At 73.0% G+C, this 15,597-nt stretch carries 12 protein-coding genes and 1 tRNA gene; 9 read left to right on the forward strand and 4 right to left on the reverse strand.

Translation table 11 applies throughout. The features are described 5' to 3' along the window. Positions 1–169: 169 nt before the first annotated feature. Entirely contained in the window at positions 170–1,840 is a 1,671-nt protein-coding gene (gene argS / locus ITJ60_RS10640; protein WP_194647878.1) for an arginine--tRNA ligase, read from the reverse strand. Between the two features lie 59 nt (positions 1,841–1,899). On the opposite strand from argS, the gene ITJ60_RS10645 reads away from it, so the two are divergent. From ITJ60_RS10645 to ITJ60_RS10660, 4 genes are all read left to right on the forward strand, one after another. Next, a complete protein-coding gene (locus ITJ60_RS10645; protein WP_194647879.1) occupies positions 1,900–2,475 on the forward strand; it encodes a hypothetical protein in 576 nt (191 codons plus the stop codon). 242 nt (positions 2,476–2,717) lie between these two features. Continuing rightward, positions 2,718–2,789 (forward strand) — tRNA-Arg (locus ITJ60_RS10650). A 313-nt stretch (positions 2,790–3,102) separates the two neighbouring features. Next, positions 3,103–6,987, forward strand: a complete 3,885-nt coding sequence (locus ITJ60_RS10655; protein ID WP_194647880.1) for a Pls/PosA family non-ribosomal peptide synthetase — start codon at positions 3,103–3,105, stop codon at positions 6,985–6,987. Between the two features lie 26 nt (positions 6,988–7,013). Further along, positions 7,014–8,333 (forward strand): M1 family metallopeptidase, encoded by a 1,320-nt coding sequence (locus tag ITJ60_RS10660; RefSeq protein WP_323749151.1) that lies wholly within the window; start codon positions 7,014–7,016, stop codon positions 8,331–8,333. Here the strand turns inward: ITJ60_RS10660 and ITJ60_RS10665 are convergent. Beyond that, on the reverse strand, positions 8,330–8,602 hold the full coding sequence (locus ITJ60_RS10665; protein WP_194647881.1) for a helix-turn-helix domain-containing protein: 273 nt from the start codon (positions 8,600–8,602) through the stop codon (positions 8,330–8,332). The two genes, ITJ60_RS10660 and ITJ60_RS10665, sit on opposite strands and share 4 nt — an antisense overlap. Before the next feature lie 32 nt (positions 8,603–8,634). Between ITJ60_RS10665 and map the strand changes: the two genes are divergently transcribed. Further along, positions 8,635–9,402 carry a type I methionyl aminopeptidase gene (map, locus tag ITJ60_RS10670; RefSeq protein ID WP_194648021.1) on the forward strand — a complete coding sequence of 256 codons (768 nt, stop codon included), beginning with the start codon at positions 8,635–8,637 and terminating at the stop codon, positions 9,400–9,402. Here map and ITJ60_RS19320 read toward each other — a convergent pair. Next, positions 9,386–9,970, reverse strand: coding sequence for a 4'-phosphopantetheinyl transferase family protein (locus tag ITJ60_RS19320; RefSeq protein ID WP_194647882.1), 585 nt, complete (start codon positions 9,968–9,970; stop codon positions 9,386–9,388). The two genes, map and ITJ60_RS19320, sit on opposite strands and share 17 nt — an antisense overlap. Positions 9,971–10,016: 46 nt before the next feature. After that, the gene (locus tag ITJ60_RS10680) at positions 10,017–10,220 is read right to left on the reverse strand and encodes a hypothetical protein (RefSeq protein ID WP_071255966.1); all 204 of its coding nucleotides are present in this window, start codon (positions 10,218–10,220) and stop codon (positions 10,017–10,019) included. Positions 10,221–10,522: 302 nt separating this feature from the next. Here ITJ60_RS10680 and ITJ60_RS19155 point away from each other — a divergent pair, with 302 nt between their 5' ends. From ITJ60_RS19155 to ITJ60_RS10700, 4 genes are all read left to right on the forward strand, one after another. Beyond that, a complete protein-coding gene (locus ITJ60_RS19155; RefSeq protein WP_267238212.1) occupies positions 10,523–12,439 on the forward strand; it encodes a TPM domain-containing protein in 1,917 nt (638 codons plus the stop codon). 95 nt (positions 12,440–12,534) lie between these two features. Continuing rightward, positions 12,535–13,260, forward strand: a complete 726-nt coding sequence (locus ITJ60_RS10690; protein WP_123294264.1) for a PspA/IM30 family protein — start codon at positions 12,535–12,537, stop codon at positions 13,258–13,260. Positions 13,261–13,315: 55 nt separating this feature from the next. After that, positions 13,316–14,137, forward strand: coding sequence for an arginase family protein (locus ITJ60_RS10695; RefSeq protein WP_123294263.1), 822 nt, complete (start codon positions 13,316–13,318; stop codon positions 14,135–14,137). Between the two features lie 55 nt (positions 14,138–14,192). Then, positions 14,193–15,596: a dihydrolipoyl dehydrogenase family protein gene (locus tag ITJ60_RS10700; RefSeq protein ID WP_194647884.1), complete on the forward strand. Its 1,404-nt coding sequence runs from the start codon at positions 14,193–14,195 to the stop codon at positions 15,594–15,596. Position 15,597 lies beyond the last annotated feature (1 nt).

Raw genomic sequence — 15,597 nt, forward strand, 5'->3', positions numbered from 1 at the left:
GGGCACGGGGCGGAGTGCGGGGCGCGGGGGCGGTCGGACGCGCTCGGGCCGCGGGCCGCACTCGATCGCGCCCCGCCGCGGTCATCGCGCCCCCGCACACCGGGGCGCGATGACCGTCAAGGGGCGCGTCTCGACAACGGCTCGGCCGTCTGCTCGCGCCGCCGCTCCGCTACATGCGGGACGGAGCGCTCACGCCGAGCAGGCCGAGGCCGTTGCGGACGACCTGGCCGGTGGCGTCGTTCAGCCAGAGGCGCGTGCGGTGCAGGTCGGTGACCGGCTCGTCGCCGAGCGGGGTCACGCGGCAGGCGTCGTACCAGCGGTGGTACAGGCCGGCGAGCTGCTCGATGTACCGGGCGATGCGGTGCGGCTCGCGGAGCTCTGCGGCGTGGCGCACCACGCGCGGGTACTCGGCGAGGGCGCCGAGCAGCGCACCCTCGGAGTCGTGCGTCAACAGTGAGGCGTCGAACACGGAGCGGTCGACCCCGGCGGCCTCGGCGTTGCGGGCCACGGACTGCGTGCGTGCGTGGGCGTACTGGACGTAGAACACCGGGTTGTCGTTGGTGCGCTTGACGAGCAGGTCGAGGTCGATGTCGATCGCGGTGTCGCTGGCGAACCGGACGAGCGAGTACCGGCCGGCGTCGACGCCCACGGCGTCGACGAGGTCCTCCATCGTGACGATCGTGCCGGCGCGCTTGGACATCCGCATCGGCTCGCCGTCCTTGAGCAGGTTGACCATCTGCCCGATCAGGATCTCGAGGTTCGTGCCCGGCTCGTCGCCGAACGCGGCGCACATCGCCATCATCCGGCCGACGTAGCCGTGGTGGTCCGCACCGAGCATGATCAGGTTGCGCTCGAAGCCGCGCTCGCGCTTGTCGAGGTAGTACGCCAGGTCGCCGGCGATGTACGCGGGCTCGCCGTCGGACTTGATGACCACGCGGTCGCGGTCGTCGCCGAAGTCGGTCGTGCGGAGCCACTCGGCACCCTCGGCCTCGTACATCACGCCCGCCGAACGCAGCCGGGCGATGGCGCGCTCGACGGCCATCGACTCGTGCAGGGCGTTCTCGTGGAAGTAGACGTCGAAGTCCACGCCGAAGTCGTGCAGCGACGACTTGATGTCCGCGAACATGAAGTCGACGCCCTCGCGCCGGAAGAGTTCCTGCGCCTCGTCGCGCGGCAGGTCCTTCACGTCGACCGAGGGGTCGAGCGTCGCGATGACACGGGCCGCGATCTCGGCGATGTACGCACCGCCGTAGCCGTCCTCCGGCGTGGGCTCACCGAGCGCCGACGCGACGAGCGAGCGGGCGAAGCGGTCGATCTGCGCGCCGTGGTCGTTGAAGTAGTACTCGCGGGTGACGAGGCCGCCCTGCGCCTGGAACACGCGGGCCAGGCTGTCGCCGACCGCCGCCCAGCGCACGCCGCCCATGTGGATCGGGCCGGTCGGGTTCGCCGACACGAACTCCAGGTTGATCCGGACGCCGTCGTACAGGTCGCCGTGCCCGAAGGCGTCGCCGCCCTCGACGATCGTGCGGGCGATCTCACCGGCTGCAGCGGCCTCGAGCGTGATGTTGATGAACCCCGGGCCGGCGACGTCGACCGAGGCCACGCCGTCGAGCTCGGTCAGCTCGCCGGCGATCTCCGTCGCGAGCTCGCGCGGGTTCGTGCCGATGCGCTTCGCGAGCTGCATCGCGGCGTTCGAGGCCCAGTCGCCGTGCGCACGGTTCTTCGGACGCTCGAGCACCACGTGGGAGTCCCCGATCGTCACGGTCTCGGACGCGCCTCGTCGCTCGACGATCCCGGTCAGGATCGACAGGTACGCGGCGGAGAGTTCGGCAGGAGTCACGGCGGACGAGTCTACCGGGACACCCAGGTGCACGCCGGACGATGGGCCATCATGTCGGGATGACCACCCGAAGCCGTGCCCGGGCGTGCTCCGTCGCCGTCGTCACCGCCGCAGCAGCACTCGCGCTGTCGGCCTGCTCGGGCGGCGGCGACAGCGATCCGACGCCCAGTGCGACCCCGGTCGGCAAGACGGTGTCGCAGAGCTGCGCCGAGCTCCTGTCGACCGCGGCCCTGTCCGTCTACGGGACGACCTTCGCGCTCGACGACTCCTTCACGCCGGCGAAGGGCTCCCCCGCCGCGACGATCGCGAAGCAGCGGGGCCGCGTCTGCCAGTTCGTCGCCACCGACGACGACACCGAGACGATCACCCTGGCCCTCGCCGACCTGCCTGAGAAGTCGCTCACGAACCTGAAGGACGCCCTGTACGACCGGGGCGGATCGGTCCCCACCTACCGCGTCGAGGGCTACTTCGCGCTGAACGACGGCATCGGCCGCGCGGACGCCTTCGCCGACCCGTACTGGATCACCACGCAGTCGACGCTGTTCACGGAGCCCGGCGGCGCGCAGCCCGTCGTCGACGCGGTGCGCGCAGCGCTGCAGCCGTCAGCGTCGGCGACGGCGACGCCCGCGGGCTGACGCGCCCGCGCCGGCAGGGTGCCGGGTCCGCCGCCCGGTGCGAGGGTGCACGCCTGGTGCGCGCTTGCAGCGCCGCACGGAGCGCGCAACCCCGCACGGGCCCGCGAAGTCCGCACGGTGCGGACGGGAGGCCCGTGGCGGGCCCGCACCGCGCCTCCCGTCCGCCCTGCAGCCGCGTCTCGTGCACGACACGCGCTGTCCGGGAGCGCGCGCCGGACCTGCTACGGTTGTTCCACCCCTTGGCCCCCATAGCTCAGGGGATAGAGCACTGCCCTCCGGAGGCAGGGGCGGAGGTTCGAATCCTCCTGGGGGCACTGGAAATACCCGCGCAAGCAGTTGTCTTCGCTGCGCTCAGTCAGCTGCGCGCGATGTCGCCTGCGGCGACCTTCCCCCGTTGAGACTCCTCCGGGTCGGGTCGGGTCGCGCATCGCGTGGCAGATGTCGGCGTTCGCGCGGATGATGAGGCGGATGCTGAGCAGGAATGGTCGGCTCGGGGGAAGCGACTCGACAGTTTCTGCTCACGAAGAGCCCGCGCGCACCGCACTGCCCCGTGTTTCCCCGCGCGTCACGTGCACCCCCTAGGATCACGGGCCGGTCGTCCTGCACGCGACCGGGAAGAGGGAACCGATGACCACCGGCACCGGGAACGCGCAGCTCGAACTCGCACGGGGCGGGCATGCCCCCGCACCACGGACCCTGTTCGACGTCCTCGCGGCGACGGCGGCCACCCACCCCACCGCCACCGCGCTCGAGGACCCCGCGGGCACCGTCGACTACGCCGCCCTGCTCGACCTGGTGCGCGCGCAGGCCGACGACCTCGCCCGTCGCGGCGTCCGCCGGGGCGACCGGGTCGGGGTGCGGATCCCCTCCGGCGGGCGTGACCTGTACCTGTCGATCCTCGCGGTCCTCGCCGCCGGAGCCGCCTACGTGCCCGTCGACGCCGACGACCCCGAGGAACGCGCGACCCTCGTGTTCGGCGAGGCCGGCGTCGTCGGCATCATCGGGGCCGGCGGCGTCCTGCGCGACCGCGACGGCGGCGAGCTGCCCGTGACGGACCCCACGGCGAGCGCCGCACTCCCTCACCTGGACGACGACGCGTGGATCATCTTCACCTCGGGGTCGACCGGCGTGCCGAAGGGCGTGGCCGTGACGCACCGCAGTGCTGCGGCGTTCGTGGACGCCGAGGCGCGGATGTTCCTGCAGGCGGCGCCGATCGGTCCCGGTGACCGGGTGCTGGCGGGGCTGAGTGTGGCGTTCGATGCGTCGTGCGAGGAGATGTGGCTGGCGTGGGGGCACGGTGCTGCGTTGGTGCCGGCGCCGCGGTCGTTGGTGCGGACGGGGGTGGACCTCGGGCCGTGGTTGATCGCGCACACGATCACGGTGGTGTCGACGGTGCCGACGCTCGCGGCGCTGTGGCCGGACGATGCGTTGGAGCAGGTGCGGCTGGTCATCTTCGGTGGTGAGGCGTGCCCGCCGGAGCTGGCGGCGCGGATCGCGAGTCGCGACCGTGAGGTGTGGAACACGTACGGTCCGACGGAGGCGACGGTGGTGGCGTGCGGGTCGCTGCTCGACGGCGGACAGCCGATCCGGATCGGGCTGCCGCTGGACGGGTGGGACCTGGCGGTCGTGGACGGTGCCGGGCAGCGGGTGGAGCCGGGCGGGGTCGGTGAGCTCGTGATCGGTGGTGTCGGGTTGGGGCGGTACCTGGACCCGGCGAAGGACGCGGAGAAGTACGCGCCGTTCCCGGAGCTCGGGTGGGACCGGGCGTACCGGAGTGGTGACCTGGTGCGCTACGACCCCGAGGGGCTCGTGTTCCAGGGGCGTGCGGACGACCAGGTGAAGCTCGGTGGTCGGCGCATCGAGCTCGGGGAGATCGACGCGGCGCTGCAGGCGCTCGACGACGTGGCCGGTGGTGCGGCCGTGGTGCAGCGGACCCCGGCGGGCAACCAGGTGCTGGTGGGGTACGTGGCGCCGGTGGCGGGTGCCACGGTGGACGTCGCGGCTGCGAACGCCCGGTTGCGGCAGGAGCTGCCCGCTGCGCTCGTCCCGCTCGTCGCCGTGGTGGACTCGTTGCCGACGCGGACGTCGGGCAAGGTCGACCGTGCTGCGCTGCCGTGGCCGTTGCCCGGGGCGACCGACGCCGCGATGCTGCCGGACACGGTGGCGTGGATCGCGGAGCGCTGGGCGGCGGTCCTCGGGGTGCCGGTGTCGAGCGTCGACGACGACTTCTTCGCGCACGGTGGCGGGTCGCTGACGGCGGCGCAGCTGGTGTCCGCGATCCGGGAGCGGTTCCCGACGACGACCGTCGCCGACGTCTACGACCACCCGCGCATCGGCGCGCTGGCGGCCGCGTTGGACGAGTCCGGTCCGGTGGCGGCCGCATCGCGCGACGTGACGCCGGTCCCGCCGACGACGGGGCTCGCGATGACACTGCTGGGCTTGCCGGTGCAGGTGCTGCGCGGGTTGCGGGTCCTGACCTGGACGGCGCTGGTCGCCGCGGTGCTGCACGCGACGACGCTGCCGTTCCTGCCGGTGCTCCCCTGGCCGGCGCTCGTCGTCGCGCTGCTGGTGTTCGTGACGCCGATCGGCAAGATGGCGCTCACGGTCGTGCTGGCTCGGCTGCTGCTCGTCGGGGTCCGGCCGGGCGACCACCCCCGGGGCGGCTCGGTGCACCTGCGGGTCTGGCTGGCGGAGCGGATCGCCGAGGCGGTCGACGGTCCCTCGACCGCCGGGGCGCCGTGGATCAGCTACTACGCCCGTGCGCTCGGTGCGCGGATCGGCACGGACGTCGACCTGCACACGCTCCCGCCGGTCACCGGGATGCTCACGATCGGCAAGCGTGCGTCGATCGAGCCCGAGGTGGACCTCGCGGGGCACTGGGTGGACGGTGACGTGTTCCGGCTCGGCCGGGTCCGTGTGGACGACGACGCCGTCGTGCACAGCCGCACCACGCTGCTGCCCGGTGCGCACGTGGGCGCGGGCGCCGAGGTCGAGGCCGGCTCGGCCGTCGCCGGCCGGGTGCCCGCCGGTCAGCGCTGGGCGGGTTCGCCCGCCGAACGCGTCGGGTCGGCCAGGCACGGCCGGGAGGCCCGTCCCCCGTCACGCCGACGCTGGCTGCTGGCGTACGGGGCCGGCTCCGTGGCCGTGGCCGGGTTGCCGGTGATCGGTGTCGCGGTCGGGCTGCTGGTCGCGGTCGCCCTGGTCGGGCGCGCGTCGTCGCTCGGCGACGCGCTGCTGCGCGCCCTCGCCACGGTGCCGCTCGCCACCGTCGTCGCCGGGGCCGTGTACGCCCTGCTCGTGGTCGGGTCGGTGCGGTTGCTCGGCATCGGGCTGCACGAGGGTCGCCACCCCGTGCGTTCACGGATCGGCTGGCAGGCCTGGTCGACGGAGCGGGTACTGGACGCGGCGCGGACGCTGCTGTTCCCGCTGTACGCCTCGCTCGTGACGCCCGTGTGGCTGCGGCTGCTCGGGGCGAAGGTCGGCCGGAACACGGAGATCTCGACGGTCCTGCTCATCCCCGCGCTGACGCAGATCGCGTCCGGTGCCTTCCTGGCCGACGACACCATGGTCGCGACGTACGAGCTCGGTGGTGGCCGGGTGCGGATCGGCCGGTCGAAGGTCGGGCGGCGGGCGTTCCTCGGCAACAGCGGGATGACGGGCGCCGGACGCTCCGTCCCGCGCGAGGCACTGGTGGCGGTGCTGTCCGCCGTGCCGAAGAAGGCCAAGCGCGGGTCGTCGTGGCTCGGCTCGCCCCCGGTGCGGCTGCGCCGTGCGGCGACGCAGTTCGACGAGGAGCGCACCTTCCGTCCGCCCACCCGGCTCAAGGTCGCCCGCGGTTGCTGGGAGCTGCTGCGGCTCGTGGCGCCGATGGTGTCCGCTGCGATCGCCCTCGGGGTGGCGGGCACCCTGCTCGCCCTGTGGTCGGCGGTCGGCGTCGGGTGGACGGTGCTGCTCGCCGGACCGGTGCTCATCGTCGCCGGGGCCGTCGCCGCCGTGGTGTCGACGATCGCGAAGTGGGCGTTCGTCGGCCGGATCACCGCTCGGGAGCACCCGCTGTGGTCGTCGTTCGTGTGGCGCAACGAGGTGCAGGACACCTTCGTCGAGACGGTCGCCCGTCCGTGGTTCGCCGAGCAGGCCACGGGCACCCCGGCCCTGGCGGCGTGGCTGCGGAGCCTCGGCGCGACGATCGGCCGCGGTACCTGGCTCGAGACCTACTGGCTGCCCGAGGCCGACCTCGTCGCGATCGGGGCCGGCGCCTCGGTGGCGCGCGGGACCGTCGTGCAGACCCACCTGTTCCACGACCGGGTGATGCAGCTCGACACCGTGCGGCTCGACGCCGGTGCGACCCTCGGGCCGCACAGCGTCGTCCTGCCCGCCGCCGGCATCGGCACAGGCGCCACGGTGGGTCCGGCCTCGCTCGTGATGCGCGGTGAGCAGGTGCCCACCGGGTCCCGCTGGTCCGGCAACCCCATCGCTCCGTGGACAGCCGAACCGGCCACCGTGGCGGACTGACCGGCGCCATGGGGTTGACTGGGACCGTGCCGAACACCCCCGCTGCCGACCCGTACACCCCGCACAGCGGAGACCGACGCTGGAGCGCCGAGCACTACGACCTCCGCCTCGACTACCGCGTCGCGACGAACCGCCTCGACGGCACGGCGACGATCACCGCCCGCGCCCACGAACCCCTCGACCGGATCGTCATCGACCTGCACGGCCTGAGCGTCGAGCGGGCCGACGTCGACGGCACCCGCGCGAAGAAGGTCTCGAAGGCGGTGCACAAGGTCACCGTGACCCCGGCGTCGCCGATCGCGGCCGACGCCACGTTCACCGTGCACCTGCGGTACCGCGGCAACCCGCGCCCCGTCCGCAGCGCCTGGGGCCAGGTCGGGTGGGAGGAACTCACCGACGGCGTCATCGTCGCGGCCCAGCCGACGGGGGCACCCTCGTGGTTCCCGTGCAACGACCGACCGGACGACAAGGCGACCTACCGGTTCGAGATCGCCGCCGAGGCCGCGTACGACGTCCTGGCGAACGGTGAACTGCTCGGCAAGGAACGCGACCGCATCGGCACCAGGTGGACGTACGCCACCACCGAGCCGATGGCGACGTACCTGGCGACGGTGCAGATCGGGCGGTACCGCACGACGAGGCTCCGCGGCGCCGTCGTCCCCGTGACCCTGCACCACCCCGCCGACCTGGCGGCCGCCGCGAAGACCGACTTCGGGCAGGTGCCGGAGATGCTCGCGCTGTTCTCGGACCGCTTCGGCCCGTACCCGTTCGCGGCGTACAGCGTCGTGGTCACCGACGACGAGCTCGAGATCCCCCTCGAGGCCCACGGGCTGGCGGTGTTCGGCCGGAACCACGTCGACGGCGAGCACGGCACCGACCGGCTCATCGCGCACGAGCTCGCGCACCAGTGGTTCGGCAACTCGGTGACGGTCACCCGCTGGCAGGACATCTGGCTGCACGAGGGGTTCGCCTGTTACGCCGAGTGGTTGTGGTCCGAGCACCACGGCGGCGACACCGCCGACGTGCTCGCGGCGCAGTACCGGCAGGGGCTCCTCGACCAGCCCGAGGACCTCGTCGTCGGTGACCCCGGCGCGAAGGACATGTTCGACGACCGGGTCTACAAGCGCGGGGCCCTCGCCCTGCACGCCGTCCGCCGCACGTTCGGCGACGACGCGTTCTCCGCCGGGCTGCGCAGCATCTCCGAACGGCACCGGCACGGTTCGGTGACGGTGCCCGACGTGCTCGAGGCCTTCGCGGACGCCGCCGGCCGTGACGTCGAGGCCGTCCGGGCGGTCACCGGCCCGTGGATCGACGAGGCACCGGTTCCGCCGCTGCCGGTCGGCTAACCGGCGAGTTCGCCGTCGTCCGCCGGGTCGCAGCTGACCTCGGACCACACCGCGTCGAGCGACAGCCCGACCACGCCGGCGACGGACGCGATGGTCGAGAACGCCGGCGTCGCGATCCGTCCGGTCTCGATCTTGCGGAGCGTCTCGGGCGAGATCCCGGCCGCGAGGGCGGTGTCGACGATCGACCTTGGGCCACGTGCGCGGCGGAGCAGGGCGCCGAGACGGCGGCCGCGCGCGACCTCGTCGGGGCGGAGCGGGAGACGGACCATCCCCATATAGTAATACCGGTATGATCATCCGCGTGATCGAGATCCTGACGCCCGCCGAGGTCGACAAGGCCCGTGCCACCGGAGCCCTCGTCGGCACCATCCTGCAGACCCTGCGCGAACGCACCCGCGTGGGCACCAACCTGCTCGAGATCGACCGGTGGGCGAAGCAGATGATCGAGGACGCCGGCGCGGACTCCTGCTACGTCGACTACGCACCGTCGTTCGGCCGCGGTCCGTTCGGCCACCACATCTGCACCGCCGTGAACGACGCCGTGCTGCACGGGCTGCCGCACGACCGGGCCCTGGTCGACGGTGACCTGCTCACCCTCGACCTCGCGGTGTCGCTGGACGGCATCGCCGCGGACGCCGCCGTGAGCTTCGTCGTCGGCACCCCCCGCGCCGAGGACCTCGCCCTCATCGACGCGACCGAGCGCGCCCTGGCCGCCGGGATCGCCGCCGCCGGACCAGGTGCGCGCATCGGGGACCTCTCGCACGCCATCGGGACCGTGCTCGAGAGCGCGGGCTACCCGGTCAACGTCGAGTTCGGCGGCCACGGCATCGGCTCGACCATGCACCAGGACCCGCACGTGTCGAACACGGGCCGCGCGGGCCGCGGGTACACGCTCCGGCCCGGCCTCCTGCTCGCGCTCGAACCGTGGGTGATGGCGGACACCGACGTGCTCGTCACCGATGCCGACGGCTGGACGCTCCGCAGTGCCACGGGAGCCCGGACGGCCCACACCGAGCACACCATCGCGATCACCGAGGACGGCGCCGAGGTGCTCACACTCCCCCGCTGAGCGACCCCTCGACCACCACGGGCAACCCGCCGGCCGCGACGACGAGCACCAGGTCGGGGGCCGGCCGGTGGACCGACACCGGGTGGTCTCGCCCCTCGAACCGCGCGGTGCCGTCGACGACGTTGACGTCCACGGCCTGCGGGTCGACGCGGAGGCCCCGGCCGTCGCGCTTCAGCACGGCCTCCTTCGCCGCCCAGCAGGCCGCGAGCAAGTCGGCATCACCGGCCGAGCGCTCGCGTTCGCCGGGCGTGAAGACGTCGAGGGGCGCTGCGTCGACGCGGGACACCCGCTCGAGGTCGACGCCGACCGTGCCCGGCGCGACCGCGACCGCGAGCACACCGGTCGTGCGCGACAGGCTGACGCCGAACGCGGTGCCGTGCACCGTGGCCCAGGGACGACCGTGGTCGGTCCCGGCACACTGTGGGCAGACGCGCCCCGCGCGCACGGCAGCCGTCTCGACGCCCGCAGCCGACGCGACGGCGGCGAACAGGGCCTCCCGGTCGGCCGCGCGGTCCGGACCCGCCGCGCACAGCGTCACCACGACGGCCTGGAGGCCCGACTCACCCACGCACGCAGCCTACGGTGCGCGGGTGGCCGGCCCAGGGCCGTGGTCGCTACGCGTGGGTCAGTGCGATCAGTGCGACGTTCATCGTGCTGTAGAGACCCTCGGACCGGGTCGCCTGGCGGACGCGTCCGCGCAGGACTTCGTAGCGGCCGTCGTGCTCGCGCACGAAGCCGATCACGCCGGTCGCCGGCGTCGAGACGCGGTGGTAGCCGTCCTCGAGCGGGACGACCTCGGTACTCGTGGTTCGCTCCATTGCTGTTCCCTTCCGTTCGTCGTCGAACAGTGGCGTCAGCCTACCCCGCTCCGGGGGACAAGACACCCATGGATCGGCTTGTCCACAGTGTTCGCCGAGAGTCCGTCCGACGCGTGCGTGCCGTGGATAGACTCCGGGCGACGGCGCTCTCAGGGCGCGGTTCGGGACGGCGCCGACGGCGCCGACCGGTGACGGACGGAGGACGGATGCGAACGGTCCAGCGCGGATCGGGCACAAGCGGGTCGAGGACGGAACGGGGGACAGCGCGACTCTGGGGTCGTGTCACGGCAGCAGTCGTGGCGATGCTGATCGTCCTGGCTCCGGCGGCGACCGCGCAGGCCACGGCACCCGTCGACCTGGGCGGGGCGTACGTCCTCGACGAAGCCGACGCCCTCAGCTCCTCGCAGCAGGCGCAGGTCGAACAGGCGGTGCAGGACCTGTACGCCGAGACCCAGACGCAGCTGTACGTCGTGTTCGTGCCGACGTTCACCGATCCGACGGACCACACCGCGTGGGGCTCCGCGGTCATGGAGCAGAACCAGATCGACACCGACGGCATCCTGCTGTCGGTCGCGGTCGACGACCGCAACTACGACGTGCAGCAGACGAACGAGACCGCCATCTCCGAGTCCGACGTGCAGAGCGCCGTGAACGACTCGTTGCTCCCCGCGCTGAAGCAGGGCGACTGGTCCGGCGCGGCCGTCGCGTTCGCGAACGGGCTGACGGACACCCAGGCGCCGCCGAACCTGACCTGGCTCTGGATCCTGTTGCTCGTCATCGTCGTCGGCTTGATCGTCGTCGTGCTCGTCATCCGCACCCGCAACAAGCGGAAGACCGCAGCGGCCACCCAGGCGCAGCAGGAGTCCCTCGCCGACCTCGAGCGCACCGCCGGCGGCGCGCTCGTGACGATCGACGACGAGCTCCGCACCGCCGAGCAGGAGGTCGGGTTCGCCACGGCCCAGTTCGGTCCCGACGCAGCGAAACCGTTCGCCGACGCCGTCGCCGCTGCGCAGCAGGCCGTGCGCAAGGCCTTCACGCTCCGGCAGCAGCTCGACGACGAGATCCCGGACTCCCCCCAGCAGCGTGCCGACTGGGCGAACCAGATCATCGCGATCTGCCAGCAGGCGCACGCGTCGATCGAGGAACAGACCGAGTCGTTCGACAAGCTCCGGTCGCTCGAAGACGGCGTCGAGGAAGCAGCCGCCGCACTGGCCCAGGCCGTCGCGGAAGCACCGGCGTCGGTCGGCGCAGCGGCAGCCGCGCTCGACCGCGTCCGAGCGGACTACACCGGCCGCACCCTCGCGACCGTCGCCGACAACGTCGACCAGGCACACCAGGTGCTCGCCTACGCCACCGAGCGCTCGAACGCGGCCACCGCGGCGATCGCGGCCGGCGACAAGGGCGAAGCGGTGGTCGCCGTGCGCGACGCCCAGCACGCCCTGGCCCAGGTGCAGCAACTCACGAACAGCGCGGTCGCGGCCGAGGGCACCTTCACCGAAGCCACCGCACGCGCCGAGGCGATGCGCATCGACATCGAGGGCGACGTCGCCGCGGCCCGGACCCTCACCGTGGGCGGGCCCGACCTCGCCGCGGCCGTGACCCGGGCGCAGACCGTGCTGCGGCAGGGGTTCGACCCGAAGGACCCGATCACCGCGGTCGACGCCCTCACGAAGGCGAACACCGAGATCGACCAGGCCATCGCGGCCGCCCGAGGTGCCGAAGAGCAGCAGCGCCGGGCGTCCCGCGCCCTCGACGACGCCCTGCGCGACGCCCGGAACCGGATCAGCCAGGCGCGTGAGTACATCTCGCTGCACCGTGGCGGCATCGGACCGACCGCCCGCACCCGCCTGTCCGAGGCCGAACGCGCCCTCGACGACGCCGTGCAGCTCGCCACCACCGACCCCGGACAGGCACTGCAGGCTGCACGGGCGGCCGAGCAGTACGCCGCCGCGGCGATGGACTCGGCCAACGACGACATGGGCGGCTGGGGCGGCGGCGGCGGCTTCGGCGGTGGGGGCGGCAACGGCGCCCAGCTCGGCGGCCTCGTCACCGGCATCGTGCTCGGCGGCCTGCTCGGCGGTCGCGGCGGCAGCTTCGGCGGCGGCTCCTTCGGGGGCGGCGGGGGCTTCGGCGGCGGGGGCGGTTTCGGCGGAGGCGGTTTCGGCGGAGGCGGCGGAGGCGGCGGAGGCGGCGGGTTCTCCGGCGGCGGCCGCTTCTGAGGCCGTTCCACCCGACGACCAGACCACACACCCGACAGCCCAGAACCCGACAGACCAGACACACCACGTCAGACCTTCCAGGAAAGGGAACAGCAATGGCAAAGCAGACGATCTTCGGCCGCATCTCCACCCTCGTGCGGGCGAACATCAACCAGCTCATCGACAACGCCGAGGACCCGCAGAAGATGCTGGACCAGCTCGTGCGTGACTACACGAACAACATCGCCGACGCGAAGACGGCGATCGCGCAGACGATCGGCAACGTGCGGCTGCTCGAGCAGGACCACGAAGAGGACAAGCGCGCCTCGTCCGAGTGGGGCCAGAAGGCCGCCAACGCCTCCACCGCCGCGGACAAGTACCGCGCCGAGGGCAAGACGGCCGAGGCGGACAAGTTCGACAACCTCGCCAAGATCGCGATCGGCAAGCAGATCGCGGCCGAGCAGGAGGTCAAGGACGCCGAGCCGAACCTCGCCTCGCAGAACGAAGCGGTCGAGAAGCTCAAGACCGGGCTCGCCGGCATGGAGCAGAAGCTCGAGGAGCTCCGTGCGAAGCGCGACAACCTCGTCGCCCGCTCGAAGACGGCCGAGGCACAGTCCAAGGTCAACGACGCCCTCGGCAACATCGACGTGCTCGACCCGACGAGCGACCTCGGTCGCTTCGAGGAGAAGGTCCGTCGCGAAGAGGCCAAGGTCCTCGGGCAGCAGGAGCTGCAGTCGTCGAGCCTCGACGCCCAGTTCGAGAGCCTCGAGGACGTCGGCAAGGACGCCGAGGTCGAGGCGCGACTCGCCGCGCTGAAGTCCGGCGGCTCGTCGAGCCTCTGACGTTCCCGGACGACCTTCCCGGACGACGCCGGACCCCAGCTGACAGACTGAGACGATGCAGTTCCTCGTGGTCGGTCAGTGGCAGGGTTCGGCGTCGTCGCGCGCGATGCGCCTCGGGGACGGAGCGACCGCGATCGCGGCCGACCTCCCCCGTGCGTCCACCACCGTGGTCGACGTCCCCGCCGGCGCGGGCGACCGGCTCGAGACGGCCGTCGCCCGCTACACCTCCGTGCTCGCCGTCGCCGACCGCGTGGCCGAGGAGACCGGCGTCGCCAGCGAACCGGTCCTCGTCGTCGGCGGGGACGGTGCGAGCGTCCTCGGCGCGACCGTCGGCCTCGGACCGGACACCGCGTTCGTCCGCATCGCCGGGTCCAGCGGGTACCGCGCACTCAACCGCGCCCAGCCCGTCGCCGCCGAGACCGCGGCCCTGCGGATCCTGGTCGACCGCGCCGACGAGCTGTTCCCCGCGCTGCCGGTGCTCCCCGCCTCGTCGGTCGTTGTCGCGGGCGTCCGCGGGCTCGACGACGCCGAGGACGCCGCCCTCGACCGTGCCGGGATCACCCGGCTGGACGTCGACGCCGCGACCCCGGAGGCCCTCGCCGCCGCCGTCGACGCCACCGGAGCGACCTCGGTGTTCGTGCACGTCGACCTCGACGTCCTCGACCCGTCCGAGGTCGACGGCCTGCTCGAGCCGGTGCCGTTCGGACTCGACGGCGCGGGACTGGTCGAGCGGATCCAGGCCGCGACCCGCGGCCGCCGCCTGGCCGGCGCCGCGCTCACCGGCTTCGCTCCCGTCGACCCGGAGCGGGCAGTGGACGACCTCGGCGTGATCCTGCGCGTCGTCGGAGCGTTGACCAGCGCCTCCCGGGTGGCCTGAGAAGCGACCCGGCGCGCCGGGCGCGCCCCATGCCGGTCCGCGTACGCTCGGCCTCATGACGGACTACGACCTCATCGTGATCGGCGCCGGCGCAGTCGGCGAGAACGTGGCGGACTACGCCCACAAGCGCGGCCTGGCGGTCGCGATCGTGGAGTCCGAACTGGTCGGCGGCGAGTGCTCCTACTGGGCGTGCATGCCGTCGAAGGCACTGCTGCGCAGCGGCCACGCCCTGGCAGCGGCGAAGCGGCTCGACGGCGCGAAGCAGGCCGTCACCGGCGAACTCGACGCCGCCCACGTGCTCGCGCGCCGCAACTCGTTCACCTCGGACTGGAAGGACGACGGTCAGGTGTCCTGGCTCGAGTCCGCCGACATCGCCCTGATCCGCGGCCACGCCCGCATCACCGGCGAGAAGACGATCGAGGTCGGCGGCGAGACGCACACCGCCCGTGCCGCCGTCGCCGTCGTGACCGGGTCGCTGCACGCACTGCCGGACGTGCCGGGTCTCGCCGAGGCGCAGCCGTGGGGCACCCGCGAGGGCACCAGCGCCCAGCAGGTGCCGGAGAGCCTGCTCGTGATCGGTGGCGGTGTCGCCGGCTCCGAGCTCGCCACCGCCTGGGCATCCCTCGGCGCGAAGGTCACCCTCGTCGCCCGGCACGGACTGCTCGGCGGCATGGAGCCGTTCGCCGGCGAACTCGTCACCGATGCCCTCCGCGAGCTCGGCGTCGACGTCCGCACCGGGGTGAACCCCGTGCGGGTCGACCGCGACGAGCACGGTCTGGTCACCACCACGCTCGACGACGACACGACCGTCATCACGAGCGAGGTGCTGGCCGCCACCGGCCGCACCCCGCACACCGCCGACCTCGGGCTCGAGTCCGTCGGGCTCACCGCCGGCGACTGGCTCGAGGTCGACGACACGATGCTCGTGCACGGCACCGACTGGCTGTACGCCGTCGGCGACGCCAACCACCGCGCCCTCCTCACCCACCAGGGCAAGTACCAGGCCCGCGCGGCCGGCGAGGCGATCGCCGCCCGGCACCAGGGCACGCCGCTGCACACCGAACCGTGGGGCGCGCACGTCGCGACCGCCGACCACGCCGCGGTCCCGCAGGTCACGTTCACCGACCCCGAGGTCGCGAGCGTCGGCCTGACCGAGAAGGCCGCGCGCGAGCAGGGGTTGAACGTCCGTGCCGTGGAGTACGACCTCGGCGGCGTCGCGGGTTCCGCGCTGCAGGCCGACGGCTACACGGGCCGCGCCAAGATGGTCGTCGACGAGGACCGTGGGGTCGTCGTGGGCGTCACCTTCGTCGGCCAGGACGTCGCCGAGATGCTGCACGCGGCGACGATCGCCGTCGTCGGCGAGGTGCCCGTCGACCGTCTCTGGCACGCGGTTCCGGCCTACCCGACGATGAACGAGATCTGGCTCCGTCTGCTCGAGACCTACGGTCGCCCGGCCTGAG

The sequence above is a fragment of the Curtobacterium sp. VKM Ac-2884 genome, assembly GCF_015350945.1.
Classification (GTDB): domain Bacteria; phylum Actinomycetota; class Actinomycetes; order Actinomycetales; family Microbacteriaceae; genus Curtobacterium.